Source organism: Rhizobium viscosum (assembly GCF_014873945.1).
Lineage (GTDB): Bacteria > Pseudomonadota > Alphaproteobacteria > Rhizobiales > Rhizobiaceae > Rhizobium > Rhizobium viscosum.
This window is the reverse complement of the sequence record NZ_JADBEC010000002.1, coordinates 338873-354082: the sequence shown is the minus strand read 5'-3', so window position 1 is coordinate 354082 and position 15210 is coordinate 338873. Positions and strand designations below refer to the sequence as shown.

14 protein-coding genes and 2 pseudogenes are annotated in these 15210 nt (G+C 59.7%); 6 read left to right on the top strand and 10 right to left on the bottom strand.

Features of this window, described 5'->3' with window-relative positions:
• Positions 1-20: 20 nt before the first annotated feature.
• On the bottom strand, positions 21-1112 hold the full coding sequence (locus H4W29_RS22595; protein WP_192731100.1) for an ABC transporter ATP-binding protein: 1092 nt from the start codon (positions 1110-1112) through the stop codon (positions 21-23).
• A gap of 190 nt (positions 1113-1302) precedes the next feature.
• On the opposite strand from H4W29_RS22595, the gene H4W29_RS22590 reads away from it, so the two are divergent.
• Positions 1303-2106, top strand: a complete 804-nt coding sequence (locus H4W29_RS22590) for a helix-turn-helix transcriptional regulator (protein ID WP_192731099.1) — start codon at positions 1303-1305, stop codon at positions 2104-2106.
• 27 nt (positions 2107-2133) lie between these two features.
• Here the strand turns inward: H4W29_RS22590 and H4W29_RS22585 are convergent, their stop codons facing one another.
• Positions 2134-3159: a fatty acid desaturase gene (locus tag H4W29_RS22585; protein ID WP_192731098.1), complete on the bottom strand. Its 1026-nt coding sequence runs from the start codon at positions 3157-3159 to the stop codon at positions 2134-2136.
• Positions 3156-3251, bottom strand: a complete 96-nt coding sequence (locus H4W29_RS34820) for a DUF4167 domain-containing protein (RefSeq protein ID WP_376776600.1) — start codon at positions 3249-3251, stop codon at positions 3156-3158. The genes H4W29_RS22585 and H4W29_RS34820 overlap by 4 nt, the downstream gene beginning before the upstream one ends.
• On the opposite strand from H4W29_RS34820, the gene H4W29_RS34455 reads away from it, so the two are divergent.
• The 3 genes from H4W29_RS34455 (at position 3210) to H4W29_RS22570 (ending at position 5090) form a co-directional block, all read left to right on the top strand.
• On the top strand, positions 3210-3410 hold the full coding sequence (locus H4W29_RS34455; protein WP_246517419.1) for a hypothetical protein: 201 nt from the start codon (positions 3210-3212) through the stop codon (positions 3408-3410). The genes H4W29_RS34820 and H4W29_RS34455 overlap by 42 nt on opposite strands.
• Positions 3411-3837: 427 nt before the next feature.
• Positions 3838-4758, top strand: a complete 921-nt coding sequence (locus tag H4W29_RS22575; protein ID WP_192731096.1) for an MYG1 family protein — start codon at positions 3838-3840, stop codon at positions 4756-4758.
• The gene (locus tag H4W29_RS22570) at positions 4755-5090 is read left to right on the top strand and encodes a hypothetical protein (RefSeq protein WP_192731095.1); all 336 of its coding nucleotides are present in this window, start codon (positions 4755-4757) and stop codon (positions 5088-5090) included. Before H4W29_RS22575 ends, H4W29_RS22570 begins: the two co-directional genes overlap by 4 nt.
• A gap of 33 nt (positions 5091-5123) precedes the next feature.
• Here H4W29_RS22570 and H4W29_RS22565 read toward each other — a convergent pair whose 3' ends face one another.
• On the bottom strand, positions 5124-5501 hold the full coding sequence (locus H4W29_RS22565; protein ID WP_192731094.1) for a hypothetical protein: 378 nt from the start codon (positions 5499-5501) through the stop codon (positions 5124-5126).
• Between the two features lie 256 nt (positions 5502-5757).
• Positions 5758-6032, bottom strand: a pseudogene (locus tag H4W29_RS22560) (transporter substrate-binding domain-containing protein); the annotation flags it as partial.
• Between H4W29_RS22560 and H4W29_RS22555 the strand changes: the two are divergent.
• Complete coding sequence (locus H4W29_RS22555) at positions 6018-6182, top strand: FCD domain-containing protein (RefSeq protein ID WP_312872338.1); 165 nt, start codon at positions 6018-6020, stop codon at positions 6180-6182. The pseudogene H4W29_RS22560 and the gene H4W29_RS22555 overlap by 15 nt on opposite strands.
• 207 nt (positions 6183-6389) lie before the next feature.
• Positions 6390-8246: a putative bifunctional diguanylate cyclase/phosphodiesterase gene (locus tag H4W29_RS22550; protein WP_192731093.1), complete on the top strand. Its 1857-nt coding sequence runs from the start codon at positions 6390-6392 to the stop codon at positions 8244-8246.
• Between the two features lie 51 nt (positions 8247-8297).
• Here H4W29_RS22550 and fcl read toward each other — a convergent pair whose 3' ends face one another.
• The 5 genes and pseudogenes from fcl to H4W29_RS22530 form a co-directional block, all read right to left on the bottom strand.
• Positions 8298-9269, bottom strand: a complete 972-nt coding sequence (fcl, locus tag H4W29_RS22545; RefSeq protein WP_192731092.1) for a GDP-L-fucose synthase — start codon at positions 9267-9269, stop codon at positions 8298-8300.
• Positions 9262-10365, bottom strand: coding sequence for a GDP-mannose 4,6-dehydratase (gene gmd, locus H4W29_RS22540; RefSeq protein WP_192731091.1), 1104 nt, complete (start codon positions 10363-10365; stop codon positions 9262-9264). The genes fcl and gmd overlap by 8 nt, the downstream gene beginning before the upstream one ends.
• Positions 10366-10540: 175 nt before the next feature.
• On the bottom strand, positions 10541-12769 hold the full coding sequence (locus H4W29_RS22535; protein WP_376776599.1) for a GumC family protein: 2229 nt from the start codon (positions 12767-12769) through the stop codon (positions 10541-10543).
• 171 nt (positions 12770-12940) lie between these two features.
• Positions 12941-13405, bottom strand: a pseudogene (locus H4W29_RS34450) (O-antigen ligase family protein); the annotation flags it as partial.
• Positions 13406-13979: 574 nt separating this feature from the next.
• The gene (locus H4W29_RS22530) at positions 13980-15167 is read right to left on the bottom strand and encodes a glycosyltransferase family 2 protein (protein ID WP_192731089.1); all 1188 of its coding nucleotides are present in this window, start codon (positions 15165-15167) and stop codon (positions 13980-13982) included.
• Between the last annotated feature and the right edge of the window lie 43 nt (positions 15168-15210).

The window sequence follows — 15210 nt, the reverse complement described above, 5'->3', positions numbered from 1 at the left end:
TGCTGTTCCCTTGTTTTGGTTTATGCATTCGATGCTGGAAAGACATGGATGGCGGCGGGGTCGAAACCGAGGAAAACCTCCTCGCCAGGCTCCACGAGATCGCTCTCGTTCATGCTGCGCCGGTCCGCCGTGATCAGGAAATCGCCGAGCCCCGGTACGTTGACGGCATATTCCGCTGATGAGCCGAGGAAGATGCGATGCGTCACGGTTCCCTTTAACGACGTGCCTGATGGCGCAGCCTTGCGCGTCAGATGGATTGCCTCGGGGCGCAAAGCAGCGATGACTTCGCCCGACGCAAGCTGCTTGCCGGAGGCGATCGCTGAGCCATCCGCCAGCCTGAGCGTCGTACCATCGGCTTCCATTGCCGCGGCGATACGGTTCGTCTTGCCGACAAAATCGGCGACGAAAAGATCTGCAGGGCGGTCGTAAACTTCCTGCGGGCTGCCGAGTTGACGGATGCGCCCGGCACTCATGACGCAGACGACGTCGGCCATCGAAAGTGCCTCTTCCTGGTCGTGGGTGACGAGGACGAAGGTGATGCCGAGTTCGCGCTGCAGGGTCTGCAGCTCGATCTGCATGGCCGACCGCAGCTTCTTGTCGAGTGCCGCCAGAGGTTCGTCGAGCAGCAACACGGAAGGGCGGTTGACGATGGCGCGGGCAAGCGCGACACGCTGCTGTTGCCCACCCGACATTTCATGGATGCGCCGCTTGGCAAAACCGCCGAGCCGGACCATTTCGAGCGCCTCAGCGACGCGCCGGTCGATCTCTTTTGCCGTAATCTTAGGGCGCATCTGCTTCAGCCCATAGGCAACGTTCTGCTCGACATTGAAATGCGGAAACAGCGCGTAATGCTGGAACACCATGTTGACGGGTCGGCGATAGGCGGGAACGCCATTCATCTCGTGCCCGTCGATCAGCACCGTGCCTTCGCTCGGCTGCTCGAAACCGCCGATCATGCGCAGGCAGGTCGTCTTGCCGCAGCCGGAAGGCCCGAGCAGTGCCAGGAACGCACCCTTGGGCACAGTAAGGTTGATGTCCGTTACAGCGGTCACGGCGCCATAGTTCTTGGTGACCGAACGGAATTCGATATCGTTCGTCGAAGCGGATGCCACGTCTGTTCCCTGCGGTTGGTTTGGAATGGCAGTCTATCGCTGCCTTATTGCCACCGTCGTTAAGGAAAGAGTAAGCCTGAGCTTCCTGCACGGTATATACCCCGAGAGAGGTATTTGGACGCACAACGTTTCATGGAAGGTGTATATCCGGGCTGCGCGAAATGGCTGGGAAGGGCGGAGGGAAGGGCTAGTGAGTATCGACCTGGAGACGCTGTTTGCCGCTTTCAATGCCACGGTCGGCAAGTCAACCATGACGGATGCGGGCTTCGGCGATGCGTTCCGCCAGATGATGGCCGCACTCGTGCGCTTCGACTATGTCGTCGTCTTCGCCTATCGCGGAAAAGAACGGCCGATCGATCTCCACAGCACCTTCGATCGCGAAGAGCATGTCGTTTTCGTGACGCTCTATCAGGCCGGTCCTTATCTGCTTGATCCCTTCTACCATACCGCTCGCGAGAGGCGGCAAGGCGTCTTCCGGATGCGCGAGCTGGCGCCGGACCGGTTCTTTTCCAGCGAATATTATCGCACCTACTACGTCCAGACCGGACTTGCCGAGGAAATCGGCTTCTTCGTACCTGTCGATGGCGATATCACGGTGGTGCTGTCGCTGATGCGGCGCGAAAAGACCGGCGCTTTCCCACCCGCCGAATTCGCCACGCTGAAGAAGGTCGAGCTGCTCGTGGCCAGCATGGTGAAACATTATTGGGCCGGGCTCGCCCCGCGCTTCGACACGCAGCTTGCCGCAAGAGGCAGGAGCCGCCGCAAAAGCGAAAGCATCCTGCGCGCCGATACCGTCTGGCACGACCTCAACCTCACGGGCCGCGAAACGGCAATCGTCGAGCTGGTGCTGCAGGGACATTCGTCGGAATCGATCGGCCTGAAGCTCAACATCTCGACGGGAACGGTGAAGGTCCATCGCCGCAACGTGTACCGCAAGCTTGGCATCTCCTCGCAGACGCAGCTGCTGTCGATCTATCTTAAAAATCTGAGCTGACCGATGGCGGTGCGGCGCGACCCGCTGTTAGGCGCGCACCTTGGCCTCACGCAACGAAATCAGCCGCTGTGCCGTTTCGTCCCAGAGGATGAGCTTCACGCAGCTGAGGCTGTCACGAATGTTGATGCGCCCAAGCTTCGCCAGTTCCGGATAGTCACGCAGCACTTCCGGCAACCTGTAAAACGGCACTCGGCTCGACAGATGGTGGACATGGTGCATGCCGATATTGGCGGTAATCCATCGCAGCGGGCGCGGCAGATCATAGTGCGAGGCACCGTGCATGGCGGAATAGGGGAACGTCCATTCCGGAGGCTTGGACCAGTGGGTGTCTTCGAATTGGTGCTGAACATAGAACAGCCAGACACCAGCCGATCCGGCAAGCAGAACGATTGGCAGATGGATCAGCAGAAAGGGAACGATGCCGACGGCCCAGATGAGGAGAACGGCCAGCGCAGCGATGCCGGCGTTGGTCGCCATCGTCGAAAGCCAGGGCAACACCCCGGAGCGCATCATGCCGAACGGCAATCTTTGCTTAAAGAGAAAAAGATAGGCAGGGCCAATGCCGAACATGACCAGCGGATGCCGGTATAGGCGATAGGCGAGCTTTCCTCGACCCGTCAGAGCGCGATATTCCTCGACCGTCAGCGTGGTGATATCACCGACCCCCCGCTCATCCAGGTTGCCGGCTGAGGCATGATGTTCCGCGTGCGCGCGGCGCCAATAATCGTAAGGTGTGAGCGTGAGAATGCCGATCGCGCGCCCTGTCCAGTCATCCCACTGACGCCGTCCGAAGAACGAGCCGTGCCCGCAATCATGTTGCAGCATGAAGAGCCGCAACAGGAATCCGGCTGCCGGGACGACGAGGATTAAGCCGAGCCAATAGCCGAAGTGTATCGCAATCCACGCTGCTGCCCAAAGAAGGATAAACGGGATCAGCGTCACGGCCAGTTCGTACAGGCTTCGGCCTGTATTGGGTTTTCGGTAATTCGAGAGAATCTTGAGCCAGGCTTTTTCGGCACCGGCGTCTTGGCCGGCCGTCATCGTTGCGTTCATAGTCGGTCGGCGTCTTTCTGTTGGGCAGCGCTGCGGAGGAAGTGTTCGGCATGCTGGTAGTCATTCTCAGCGCCGATCCGGTCGCCGGCCAAAGACTTCAGCTCGGCAAACCGAAGGTACTGCTTGTATCGATCCAGCAGGCGCTGCCTCGATGGTGTAGCACTTCTGTTGGGGTGGGCGAAATGGTGATTATTCATGATAGATCCGAACCGCGAGGGTTCGCTCCTGATTGTCTGAAAATGATTGCTTGAGCGCGCTGCTTGGCGATGATCCGCCGTCGCAGCTTGCAACTGATGCCTTGTCTTGGGAGACTGCGGCAGGGTGCGTTAGCGCCTGGTGAAGCGGCGTTTCCGCCAGCAGATGGGGTCGTTCTGATATGATCTGCATGGGATCCACGCGCAGAAACAATGCTCCACTGCGGCTGCTACAAATCGCTGATGGGAAGATCGCAAGCGCGTCGGCAATCGGGCAACGGAGCCTGCATCACCGGGGATACAATGTCCTCGGATGTTTATGGTGTTACTGCAGCATTGTGGCTGCATCGCGTCCAGGAAGTCTCCAAGCTATCCGGATCGAAAGAATTCTGCGGTCGCCTCCCGCACGCACTGTTGAGCTGGCGATCGACGCAGGCTATCAGGACGGCCAACAAAGTCCCGGTTCCGAGAGACGCATCTGACAATGACCCCTTCATACCTGGTTACGCATTCCGGCGGTTTTCACGCCGACGAGCTGCTTTCGAGCGTCATCCTGACTCGGCTGTTCCCTGAGGCCAGGATCATTCGCAGCCGAAATGTCGATTGGACCACCCCAGGCACCGATCGCATCATCTACGACGTCGGCGGGCAGTATGATCCCGCCGCAGGTATTTTCGACCACCATCAGCGTGGCGCGCCCGTGCGCGAGGACGGACGGCCCTACAGTTCCTTCGGCCTGGTCTGGAAACACTATGGAGCGGAATATCTTGCAGCACTGCGAGTGCCCGAAGCGCATGTTTCATCGGTGCATGCTTCGTTCGACGCCAAGTTCGTCTTGCCGGTCGATCTGACCGACAATGGTGCACTTGATCCTTCCATTGCAGGCGAGCTGGCCGGCCTTACGCTGCCTGCCTTGCTGGAAACCCTGAAGCCGGTTTTTGATGCCAAGGATCCCGAGGCCGATGAGCGCGCGTTCCATGCCGCCCTTTCAATCGCGCGAAGCTTCGTCGAGGCCGGTATCGCGACGCAAGATGCCAAGCTACGCGCAGAAGCCCTCGTTCTCAAGGCGATCAACGAAACAGGCGAGGGGCGCGTCCTCGAACTGCCGATGGGCATGCCTTTTCGTGCGGCGATCGTAAGGGCGAAGGCCGATCATCTGCTTTTCGTCGTTCACCCCCGGGAAAACGACTGGTGCCTGACCGGTATCCGCCGCGCAGACGAGGGCTTCGAGCTGCGCGCCGATTTGCCTGCATCCTGGGCGGGTCTGACCGGCCACGATCTAGAATTGGCTTGCGGCGTCGACGGGGCAACGTTCTGCCACAAGGGCCTTTTCGTTGCGGCCGCAAAGACGCGAGAGGCTGCACTTGAGATGGCGCAGATCGCTGTAGAACAGGCGTTGGCATGACGATCATCGGGCCTAGGATCACCGCGGGCCTGTTGCTTCTGAGCCTTTCCGGCGCATGTTGCGGGCCATCCCTGGCTGCCGACCGGAAATCCGATAGGTTGAAACTACCTGCAGATGTGCGAGCATTTATGGAGCGTCGCGACGGATGCGATCATTTTCGAGGCGAGGATTCGCCTTACGCAGAACGACGCGCTCAGATTGACGAAGAACTGAAGCGGCTCTGCACCGGGACCGATGCCGAACTTGCCAGACTGAAACGTCTTTACACCGGAAACGAAACCGTACAACGTTTGCTTGCCGAATATGAAGTCAACATCGAGACGGGAAACTAATCCCGCGACGGAAATGCGCGATGAACGTTCCCGTCAGACTTCCATAATATCTTCGAACGATTCCGGGAAATTCTGACGCGCCACCTTCTCGTTGATAACGAGCATCGCGTCATAGGACTTCGGATCGAAATCCTTGTCCACGGCCACCACTTCCCGCCCGAACAGCAGGTTGAGCCGCGCGGCGTCCAGATTGCCACGCTCGAAGGGCTCCGCCCCGAAATGATGCCAAAGCGCATGCAGGAAGGCTGCATCGACCCGGTGTTCCGCCGTGCCGGGCCGTGCACGACGAGGCAGTGCCTTGATCGGCGTCACGCCCTTGGGGTTGGCGCGGCGGATGGTGAACTGAATGCCGCTGCCCGGCATGCCGGATGGAAAGCCGCGGTGCTTCGTCATATCGGGAAGATTGGCCATCGCTGCCCCTCCTTCGCATTGGGATCGTGTCATGCTTCGTTTCGATGCGGGTTCGCCAATGGCGACACCTCGCAATCACACGAATAGCGATCTCCGCGGCACTTTGCGAGCACAGAATATGTGCGCTTGTTGGCCCGTCTGGCTGGGCCTGCGCGAGCACTAGTAAATGCAGCGTCGGTTTTTGAACCCTCGTGACATATTGATCGCTCGCGATACCCAGCGAGCGTCACTCGCCGGGTATCATTTTGAAATCAGCTCACTTCGGCGTCACGTCGAAGCCGAACCACTTTTCCGACAGCGTCTTGATCGTGCCATCCGCTTTTGCGGCGGCAATCGCATCGTTGAACATGGTCTTCTGCTCGGTGTCGCTCTTGCGCAAGCCAACGGAACTGCCGCGGCCGAGGAAGCCGCCCTGGAAGCGCGGACCTGTCGTCGTCATGTCCTCGTTGCCCGGTTTCTGGGATAGGCCATGGACGCCATGACGATATCGACGCGGCCTGCCTTGAGGTCGAGATCATGCTCTTCCGTCGTCGGACTTCATCGGTGCCGGCTTCGCAATGGCGCACGCGGGCCCGTGTGGAACAATCGGGCAGGGAACACCATCTGATGATCGATGCGATCGAAGCCGGCGATGCGGAGCATTTGAAGGAATTGGTGCGGCAGCATATTCTTCAGAGCTAACGTATCGAACCTACCCGGTCTTTCGTTTCACCGTCGTCGTGCGCCGCGGCTGCGCTCGAACAGGCAGGAGTGTCCCATACATCCTCAGGCTTCGAATTGTAGTCGATAAATTTCCGAACCCGTAACATAGTACCTGCTAGTTTTCGATCGTAACCGGCCGAACAGGTTCGAGGCCGTTCGAGCGAAAGGAATACGACGAGGCCGGGCATGCGAGGACAACTTCAGCAGGAAATTTTGGATCTGCTCGCACGAGGGGCTTCCCTCGAAGAGGCGTGCGATCGCATTTGCGAGCATGCCGAACGGCTTGCAGCCGGTGTCCTTTGCTCAATCGTGACCGTTGACCGCGAAGGGCTCCTGCATCCGCTGGCTGGGCCAACGATCGCCAAAACCTATTCGGACGCGCTCGATGGAATACCAATCGGGCCTGATGTCGGCTCGTGCGGTACGGCTGCCCATTTCCGCAGGCCGATCGCCGTCACCGATATCTTTGCAGACCCGCTTTGGATACCCTATCGGCCGCTTGCCGACATCCTTGCCAAAGAACATGGCGTCAAGGCGTGTTGGTCGAGCCCCATCCTGCGCAGCGATGGACGCGTGCTCGGAGCGTTCGGGTTTTATTACAAGGATAATCGCGGCCCCACGGCCGAAGAACGCATGATCGTCGCCGAGTGCCTCGACCTTTGCTCGCTGGTGCTCGAGCGGGAGGAGGTGAAAGCCGATAATCAAAGGCTCGCCTTTTTCGACAATCTCACCGGCTTCGGCAACCGCGCCAATTTTCTCAAGACGCTGGAGGCAGCCGTCGATGGTGCCGCCACCCCTCTTTCTGTCCTGCTCGTCGATATCGATCATCTCGGCCGGGTCAACGACGCCTTCGGACATGCGACGGGTGACAGGTTGATCCTGGACGTTGGTCGAACCGTTGCACGAATCGCTATGCCGGCTGCCACCTTCAGGGTGGACGCCGATGAGTTCGCAATATTGATCGAAAATTGTTCCGCGGCGGAATTATCAGCGGTTTCCGCAGAAATTCTACGGGCCATAGAGAAGCAGACACCGCAACGCAACGAACATCTCCTGCGGGTCTCGGTCACCTGCGGGGGCGCAACCTTCGAACCGAACCGATCACCCGACGTTCCGACCCTTCTGCAACATGCAAATCTTGCACTTCACCACGCCAAACAGACGGCCAGAGGCGGTTTCGTGCTTTATAGCGACGATCTTGCAGGAGCGATCGCAAACCGCTTTCGAGCGCTGCAGACGGTGACCAGCGCCTTGGCCGAAGATCGGATAGAGGCGTATTACCAACCGATCGTCAGCCTTCCGACGCGGGAGATCGTCGGCCTTGAGGCGCTTTGCCGCATTCGTATGGACGGCGGCCAGATCCTCTCACCCGGCGCGTTTGCCGAGGCGCTCCAAGATCCGTCGATAGGGCATCTCCTGACCGACCGAATGCTGGAGCAGGTCGCGCGCGATATCAGATACTGGCTCGATCTCGGGCTTACGTTTCAATATGTCAGCGTCAACGTATCGATGGCGGATTTCAATCAGGGAAATCTCGGCGAACGGATCAAAAGCGTTTTCGCCCACCACCGCACGCCCCTCAAGCATGTCGTGCTCGAGGTGACCGAAACGGTCTACATGGACGAAAAGGATGGGAAGGTCGCAAAAGCGATCGAGGAGCTTCGAAGGGAAGGGCTGCTTGTGGCGCTCGATGATTTCGGCACCGGGTATGCCTCGCTCACGCATCTGCTGAATTTCCCCGTCGACATCATCAAGATTGACAAGACCTTCATCGACCGGATGTCGGATGGACCTGGCGCGGTCATCGTCAAAGCCCTTCTCGACATGTCTATCGGCCTTGGTACCCGTATCGTGGCCGAAGGTGTGGAAACGGAGGATCAGGCAGAACGCCTGCGGCGCCTCGGATGCCCCTTTGTGCAGGGATATCTGTTTGGTCGTCCGGTTGACCGCGACAGGGCAACGGAAACGTTGCGGCCCGAGGTTCCCTCTCCGGCAATCAACGCGAAACGAAAGCGTAAACGACCTGCGACCTTGATGCAGTGATGGTCGGGCGCGTCAGACAATGCGATTGCCGCGACGACAGCCAGACTGCCATCACTCTGCGGCCTCGTTGTGGCGTTCGAGATAGTGCCCCTTCAGGAAGGAGCGATAGGCGTCTGCAATGCCTTCCTTCAGTTCGATCTTCGGTGACCAGCCGAGGACACGGAGCTTGTCGGCGCTCATGAGCTTGCGCGGTGTGCCGTCAGGTTTAGCGAGGTCCCGCATGATCTCGCCTTCGAAGCCGACGATCTCTGCCACGAGCCCTGCCAATTCGAGGATGCTGATATCTTCGCCTGAGCCGACATTCACGTGACTTTCGGCGGAATAGGTCTTCATGAGATGGATGCAGGCGTCGGCGCAATCATCGACATGCAGGAACTCACGCAGCGGCGCTCCTGTGCCCCAGATGCGGATTTCCTTCTCACCGTTGATCTTGGCCTCATGCGCCTTGCGGATCAGAGCCGGCATGACGTGGCTTGAATTGAGGTCGAAATTATCGCCCGGTCCATAGAGATTGGTAGGCATGGCAGAGATGAAATCCTTCCCATGCTGTTTTCGGTATGCGGCGCAAAGCTTCAGTCCGGCAATTTTGGCGATCGCATACCATTCATTCGTCGGTTCGAGCGATCCGGTGAGAAGCGCGTCTTCGACGATCGGCTGCTCGGCGAACTTCGGGTAGATGCAGGACGAACCCAGAAACATCAGTTTTTCGACGCGAACTTTATGCGCGGCGTGGATGATGTTCGCCTCGAGGATCAGGTTGTCATAGAGGAAGTCGGCCGGATAGGTATCATTGGCGAGGATACCGCCGACCTTCGCAGCCGCCAGGAAGACGGCATCGGGACGGTTCTTTGCCATCCATCCCTCCACCTGATCCTGCCGCCTCAGATCGACCTCAGCGTGCGGAACCGTCAGGATCTCGCAGTTCTCGGCAAGGAGACGCCGCACAATCGCAGAGCCTACCATGCCGCGGTGGCCCGCGACATAGACCCTTTTCCCGGCGAGGCTGTAGATGATTTCAGGCATGGATCAGGCCCTTGTTCGCGCCGACCGTCGGAACATTGCGGGCCATGACTTTCAGATCCTCGCGGACCATTTCCGAGACCAGTTGATCGAGACTGATTTCGTGTTTCCAGCCGAGTTTCGTATGCGCTTTCGTTGGATCGCCAAGCAACAGGTCGACTTCGGTGGGCCGGAAATAGGCCGGGTCGACCTCAACCACGCACCGGCCGGATAACTTGTCATATCCTTTTTCCTCGACACCTTCCCCACGCCAATCGATCGGCATGCCCACTCTGGCGAAGGCCTTCTCGACAAAGGAGCGAACGGTGTGCATTTCACCGGTTGCCAGGACATAATCTTCCGGTTCGTCCTGCTGCAACATCAGCCACATGCCGCGGACATATTCCCGCGCATGTCCCCAGTCGCGCTTGGCATCCAGATTGCCAAGGTAGAGCCGGTCCTGCAGGCCGAGATGGATGGCAGCCGCCGCCCGGGTAATCTTGCGCGTCACGAAAGTCTCACCACGGATCGGGCTTTCGTGGTTGAACAGGATGCCGTTCGAAGCATGCATGCCATAGGCTTCGCGATAGTTGACGACGATCCAGTAGGCGTAGAGCTTGGCGGCCGCGTAGGGGGATCGAGGGTAGAATGGCGTCGTTTCATTCTGCGGGACGGCCTGGACCTTGCCGTAAAGCTCAGAGGTGGAGGCCTGATAGAAACGGGTCTTCTTGGTCAGGCCCAGAAGGCGAATGGCTTCAAGCAGCCGCAATGTGCCGGTTCCATCTGCGTTGGCGGTATATTCCGGCGTCTCGAAAGAAACCTGCACGTGGCTTTGTGCGGCGAGATTGTAGATCTCGTCAGGTTGCGTTTCCTGGACAACCCGGATGAGATTTGTTGCGTCGGTCATATCCCCGTAATGCAGGATGAAGCGCGGGTTCTCGACGTGGGGATCCTCGTAGAGGTGCTCGATGCGATTGGTATTGAAGGACGACGAGCGCCGCTTGATGCCGTGAACAATATAGCCCTTATCCAGGAGCAACTCGGCCAGATATGCACCGTCCTGACCTGTTACGCCGGTAATCAGTGCAACTTTCCTGTTATGTCTCATTCCGGTATCCATGATCGCTCTCCAACTCGAATATTAAGGCTGTTTTTGAGAAGCTAATGCGGCAAGGGACGAGGGCTCTGCAGCCTCCGGTGGGCGCATGCCTTGTCGAATACGGCGGCTCTATCTCGCGACTTGAAAGCGCGGTTCCGGCCTTGCCTGTGATGCGGGTGATCGAAACGTCCAGCTCTCATTTTTGCATCCCCAGATACGGGTGCAGCCAACGCAAGGTGAACCATGCCGCGATCGGCGACGTCTCGAAGTTCTGATAGGTCATCAATGACCTTGCGTATAATTCGGAGTCACGGAAGTTATATTTTGCGTGCCGTTTGGGTTTGACATTGTTGATGGCGACGACGATATCGGCATTGCGGGCGCTTCTGAGCTGGTGCAGGCAGAACTCTGCGGCTCTGCGGCTGGTCTTTGCCCATTGCACGACCATCAGCGTTCGTTCCGTCAGCGCCGTCAGATGCATCGTATCGGCCGAGGCGAGCACCGGCGCACTGTCGAAGATGACGATCTGGCCTCTGGCGCGGGCCATCTCGATGATCTCGGCGACGTCGGTCATGCGCATACGCCGCTGCAGGCGGGGATTGCCGGCCGGGATGAAGTCGATGCCGCTCGGATGGTGATGGACGACGTCCTCGAGGCCAGCCTGCCCGCTCAGGAACTCATTCAGCCCCTGTTTGAGGCCGGACCGGAACAGCGTGTCGAGATGTCCGCGCCGGATGTCGCTGTCGACGAGCAGCACCGGCGTTCCGTTGGCGGCGAGCTCGATTGCCAGCGATCCGGCCACCAGCGACTTGCCTTCGCCGCTATGGGCCGAGGTCACGGCAATGCTGTTCGGCAGCTTGCCGCCATTGGCCTGTTTGAGCGAGATCATCACGGTGCGGATGGCTTCGTCGAACATGCCGATCTGCGTTTGCCCGAACAGCCGCGAGGGATCTCTGCGGTCCTTGCGTCGCAAATGCGGGACGAAGCCGGCCGGCACGATGCGCGCCATTCCAGTGATCTGGTCGAAGCTGCGCACCGTCCTGTCCATCATCTCGACCACGAAGGCGGCCGTCACCGCAACCGAGATCGAAGCGAAGAAGGCGCCGATCAGGTAGAACAGCCGGCTGCGCCCCTGCGGCGCAAGCGGCACCGCAGCCGGTGACAGGACCTCCAGTTCGGTGCCCGGCAGCATGGCCTGTCCGGCAAGACCGCGGCGCTGCTCCTCCAGCTTGTCGAGCGCCGTCTGCTCCCTGTCGGCAATGCGCTGCAGCCGCCCGAGCTCGGTCTGCGCCAGCGATGAGCGGGAGCGTTGCTCATAGGCGGACGCCAGTGCCGATCGCACTGTACGATCCTCGTCATCAAGGGTGCTCAGCTTGGCGCGCATGGACTGCAGGTACCGGTCGACCGCCGCGCCGAGATCGGTGCGGGACCTGTCGATCCTTGCCCGCAGGTCGACCACGGCGGCGGCATCGTTGCCATAGATGTCGAGAAGGCGTGCGAGATCCTGCTGCTGGGCGCGAAGGTCGCTTTGCATTACGCCGATGCTGTCGGGGACGGATTTGCTCTGGGCGGCAAGCGAAGGGTCGCGGGCTGCTTCCAGTGCGGCGATCGTATCCTTGATGTCGGCGCGGCTTTGTCCGATCTTCGTCTGCCGGTCGCTGAGCTCGACGATCGCCTTGACCTGTTCGCTCTGATCATCGTCATTTTGAACGACGCCCATCGTTTGCTGATAGGTGTCGGCGGCATCGCGGGCGGCCCTGGCGCGATCCTGCTGTTCGGCGATGCGCTGGCCGATCCATGCTTCTGCCGTGTCCAGGCTGCCGCGGATACTGTCCTTGCGCTCTTCGAGATAGATGCTGATGAGCCGGTTCGGGACGGCGGCTGCCAGTTCGGGATCGCTGGCGGTAAAGCCGATCTGGACGACATCGCTCTGGCCGTCACGCCAGACACTCAGCGCCTTGTAATAGGCCTGGATGATCGGCTCGATACTGTCTTCTGCCGGCTGTGACGGCTTATCGCTGCTCACCAGGCCGCGCAAGGTTGCCCTGATCTCGTCGATGACGGAGGCCTGGCGCAGGGCCGGGTTGAACTCCGGCCGCTCGTCGAGCCGCAAGTCGCGGATGATGCGCTCCGTCACGCTTCTGGACAGAAGCCGCTCGGTCTCGGACGTGACGTTCAGCGGCGCAGTGTTGCCGGCATCGCCGGTGCTGAGTGCGGTTGCCAGGGGCTTATGGATCATCAGCCGGGAGGCGGCGTGATAGGTCGGCTTCAAGCCTGAGATCAGCACGATCGAAGCCGCCATCAGCACCACCATCACCGCAACGATCATCGCAAGACGCCGACGCAGCAAACGTAATCCAGACGTCAGGTCTCTCGCTTCGGTTGGAAACCGGATCGCGAACGTAACCACGGCAGTCGCAAACAGGACGAAGAGAATACTATTCTGCGTGAGGATGATCGTTTCGGTGAGGTTCATCACCAGGAACATGATGACCAGCACATTCAGCCACAGCCAACCCTCCTCGGGAGCGTCACACACCAGCGTCGCGCCCTGCCGAAGAGCGCGAGCAATGGTCCAAACCAAGGGTATGAAACCCAGGAGGCCGAGGCCCAGCAATACGTCGCGAAATCCGTTATGGGCGTGCGGCGCAGGCCACCCGGCCGCAGCGCGCACGTACCAGCCGTCGGCGTTGGAGTCGGCCCAGAAGGCTTGATAGCCATAACCGAACAACAACCGCCTTCCGATTGCGTGATCCACTTCCCGCCAGAGCGGAACGCGACCGGTCAGTGTCGCGTCCTTGCCCATCGCTTCGAGCAAGGGAACGAGCAATTCGCTGAGGCCTATAAGGACCAGCGCAACCAATTGCAGGCAGACCAGCACGAGCGTCGCCCGCCCAAGATCGCGGGTCTTCGACAGGGCGAGGAAGAAAACCGTCGCCACTACCGCACTGGCGAGTGAGGTCATGGCTGTCATCGACTGGGACGCGACGAGGCAAACGAGACTGGCGCACAGCAGCGGTATGCTGACGATTCTAAGCCCAGCCCGTCGATCCACGGCCATCATGCTGCACGCGAAAGTCGCGATCGCTGCGTTCCACCCGAGGGTGTTCTTATTGTCAAAGACCCCTCTCAGGGAGCTCTCGCCTACGGTGAACGCACGACTGGGCCATGCGGCAGCCATCAAAAGACTGAACACCATGCCGGCACCAAGCACCACAACCGTCAGCAATAGCAATTGCCGCGGCGTGAACAGGATAGCGAGAAGATATGCCAGCGATACGGAGAGAATGAGCGCAATGCCCCGCTGTAGAGTGAGAGCGGGGCTCGACGACCACAGCACTGAGACAAGCGGCAAGAGAAGAAGTATGGCGAAGGGCAGGCTACGGCGAATGGCGAGCAGCAGCTCTGCCTGATTTCGAGCCAACAGCCCGAGAGAAATCAGATAGATAGGCATGCCCAGCAGGCGAAGTTTGGCCATCTCGCTGGCGTCCAGGGAGCCATCGCGATCGACCAAGGGGAAAATGCAGCCGCTCAGAAGGAACAGCGCAATGAGGACGCCGATGCACTCCATCGACCGCCAGGGCATGATGACTTTGGGGCTGTCGACTGCCGGATAGCAAGCCTTCTCCATCATGTCATTCTGCCGGAAACTGGCTGCTCAACTGGCCTTCCGTCGTTCTCGCGCCTGTCACCGCTGGACTTGCCGCGATGCCAACCCGCCGCAGAGCGCTGGCACCGGCGGACGCATCGCGTCGCGCCTGATCGGCAGCGGCACCGTTGATCGACCCCGCAGCGGCCCGGCCGGTCAGATGCTCGACCAGATACAAAGGCCGTTGCCGGACCTCGACTGCGATGCGGCCGACATATTCGCCGAGAAGCCCAACGGAAATCATGTTGAACGCGCCGAACACCAGGATGACCACCATTATGGAGGCGTAACCGGGCGCATCGACTCCAAATATCAGCGTTCGCCCAATGATGATGGCCGCGTAGAGTTGCGCTAGAAAGACGACAACGAGGCCGACATAGGTCCAGATCCGCAAAGGCATCGTCGTCGATCCGGTGATCCCGTCCAAGGCAAAGTTCCACAGGCGCCAATATACCCACTTCGACGTGCCTGCCGTACGTTTCGGCCGGTCGTATTCGACCGTTGCCTGAGTGAAGCCAACCCAGGAGAACAATCCCTTCATGAAGCGGATGCGTTCCGGCATGCCGTTCAGGACATCGACGACGCTGCGGTCCAGTAGCCGGAAATCGCCGACATTGTCCTGGATGGGATAGTCGGCCATCCTGTTATAGAGGCCGTAGAAGGCCGCGGCGCTGCACCGCTTGAGCCAGGTGTCGCTGACGCGTCTCTTGCGGCGTGCGTTGACCACCTTTGCGCCGCGCATCCAGGCGCCCACCATATCAGGAACGATATCTGGCGGATCCTGCAGATCGACGTCCATCGGGATGATTGCATCTCCGCGGGCATGAGCGAGACCGGCTGCCAGAGCTGCGTCCTTGCCGAAGTTTCGCGACAGGCAGATCAGGCCGATGTCCGTTCGCTGCGCCACGAGACCTTCGATGATGTCCACAGTACGATCGCGGCTGCCATCGTCGACGAAGAGAATCTCTACCTGTCCGCCCGGTCCGAGAGCGCTGCGGATCGCGTTGGTCTGTGCATCCATGGCCTGGAGAAAGAGCACGATCGTCTCCTCCTCATTGAACACCGGCACCACAATACTCAGTACCAGGCCGTCCGTATCTGAGATGCCGTGAGGCGAAAGATCAGTTTTGGTAATTGGCCATGTGCGGGGGGACTCTGTGCGACGCGGCAACATGTTAAGCCCCCGATGTAATGAAATGTGTTGGACCATGCGTGCC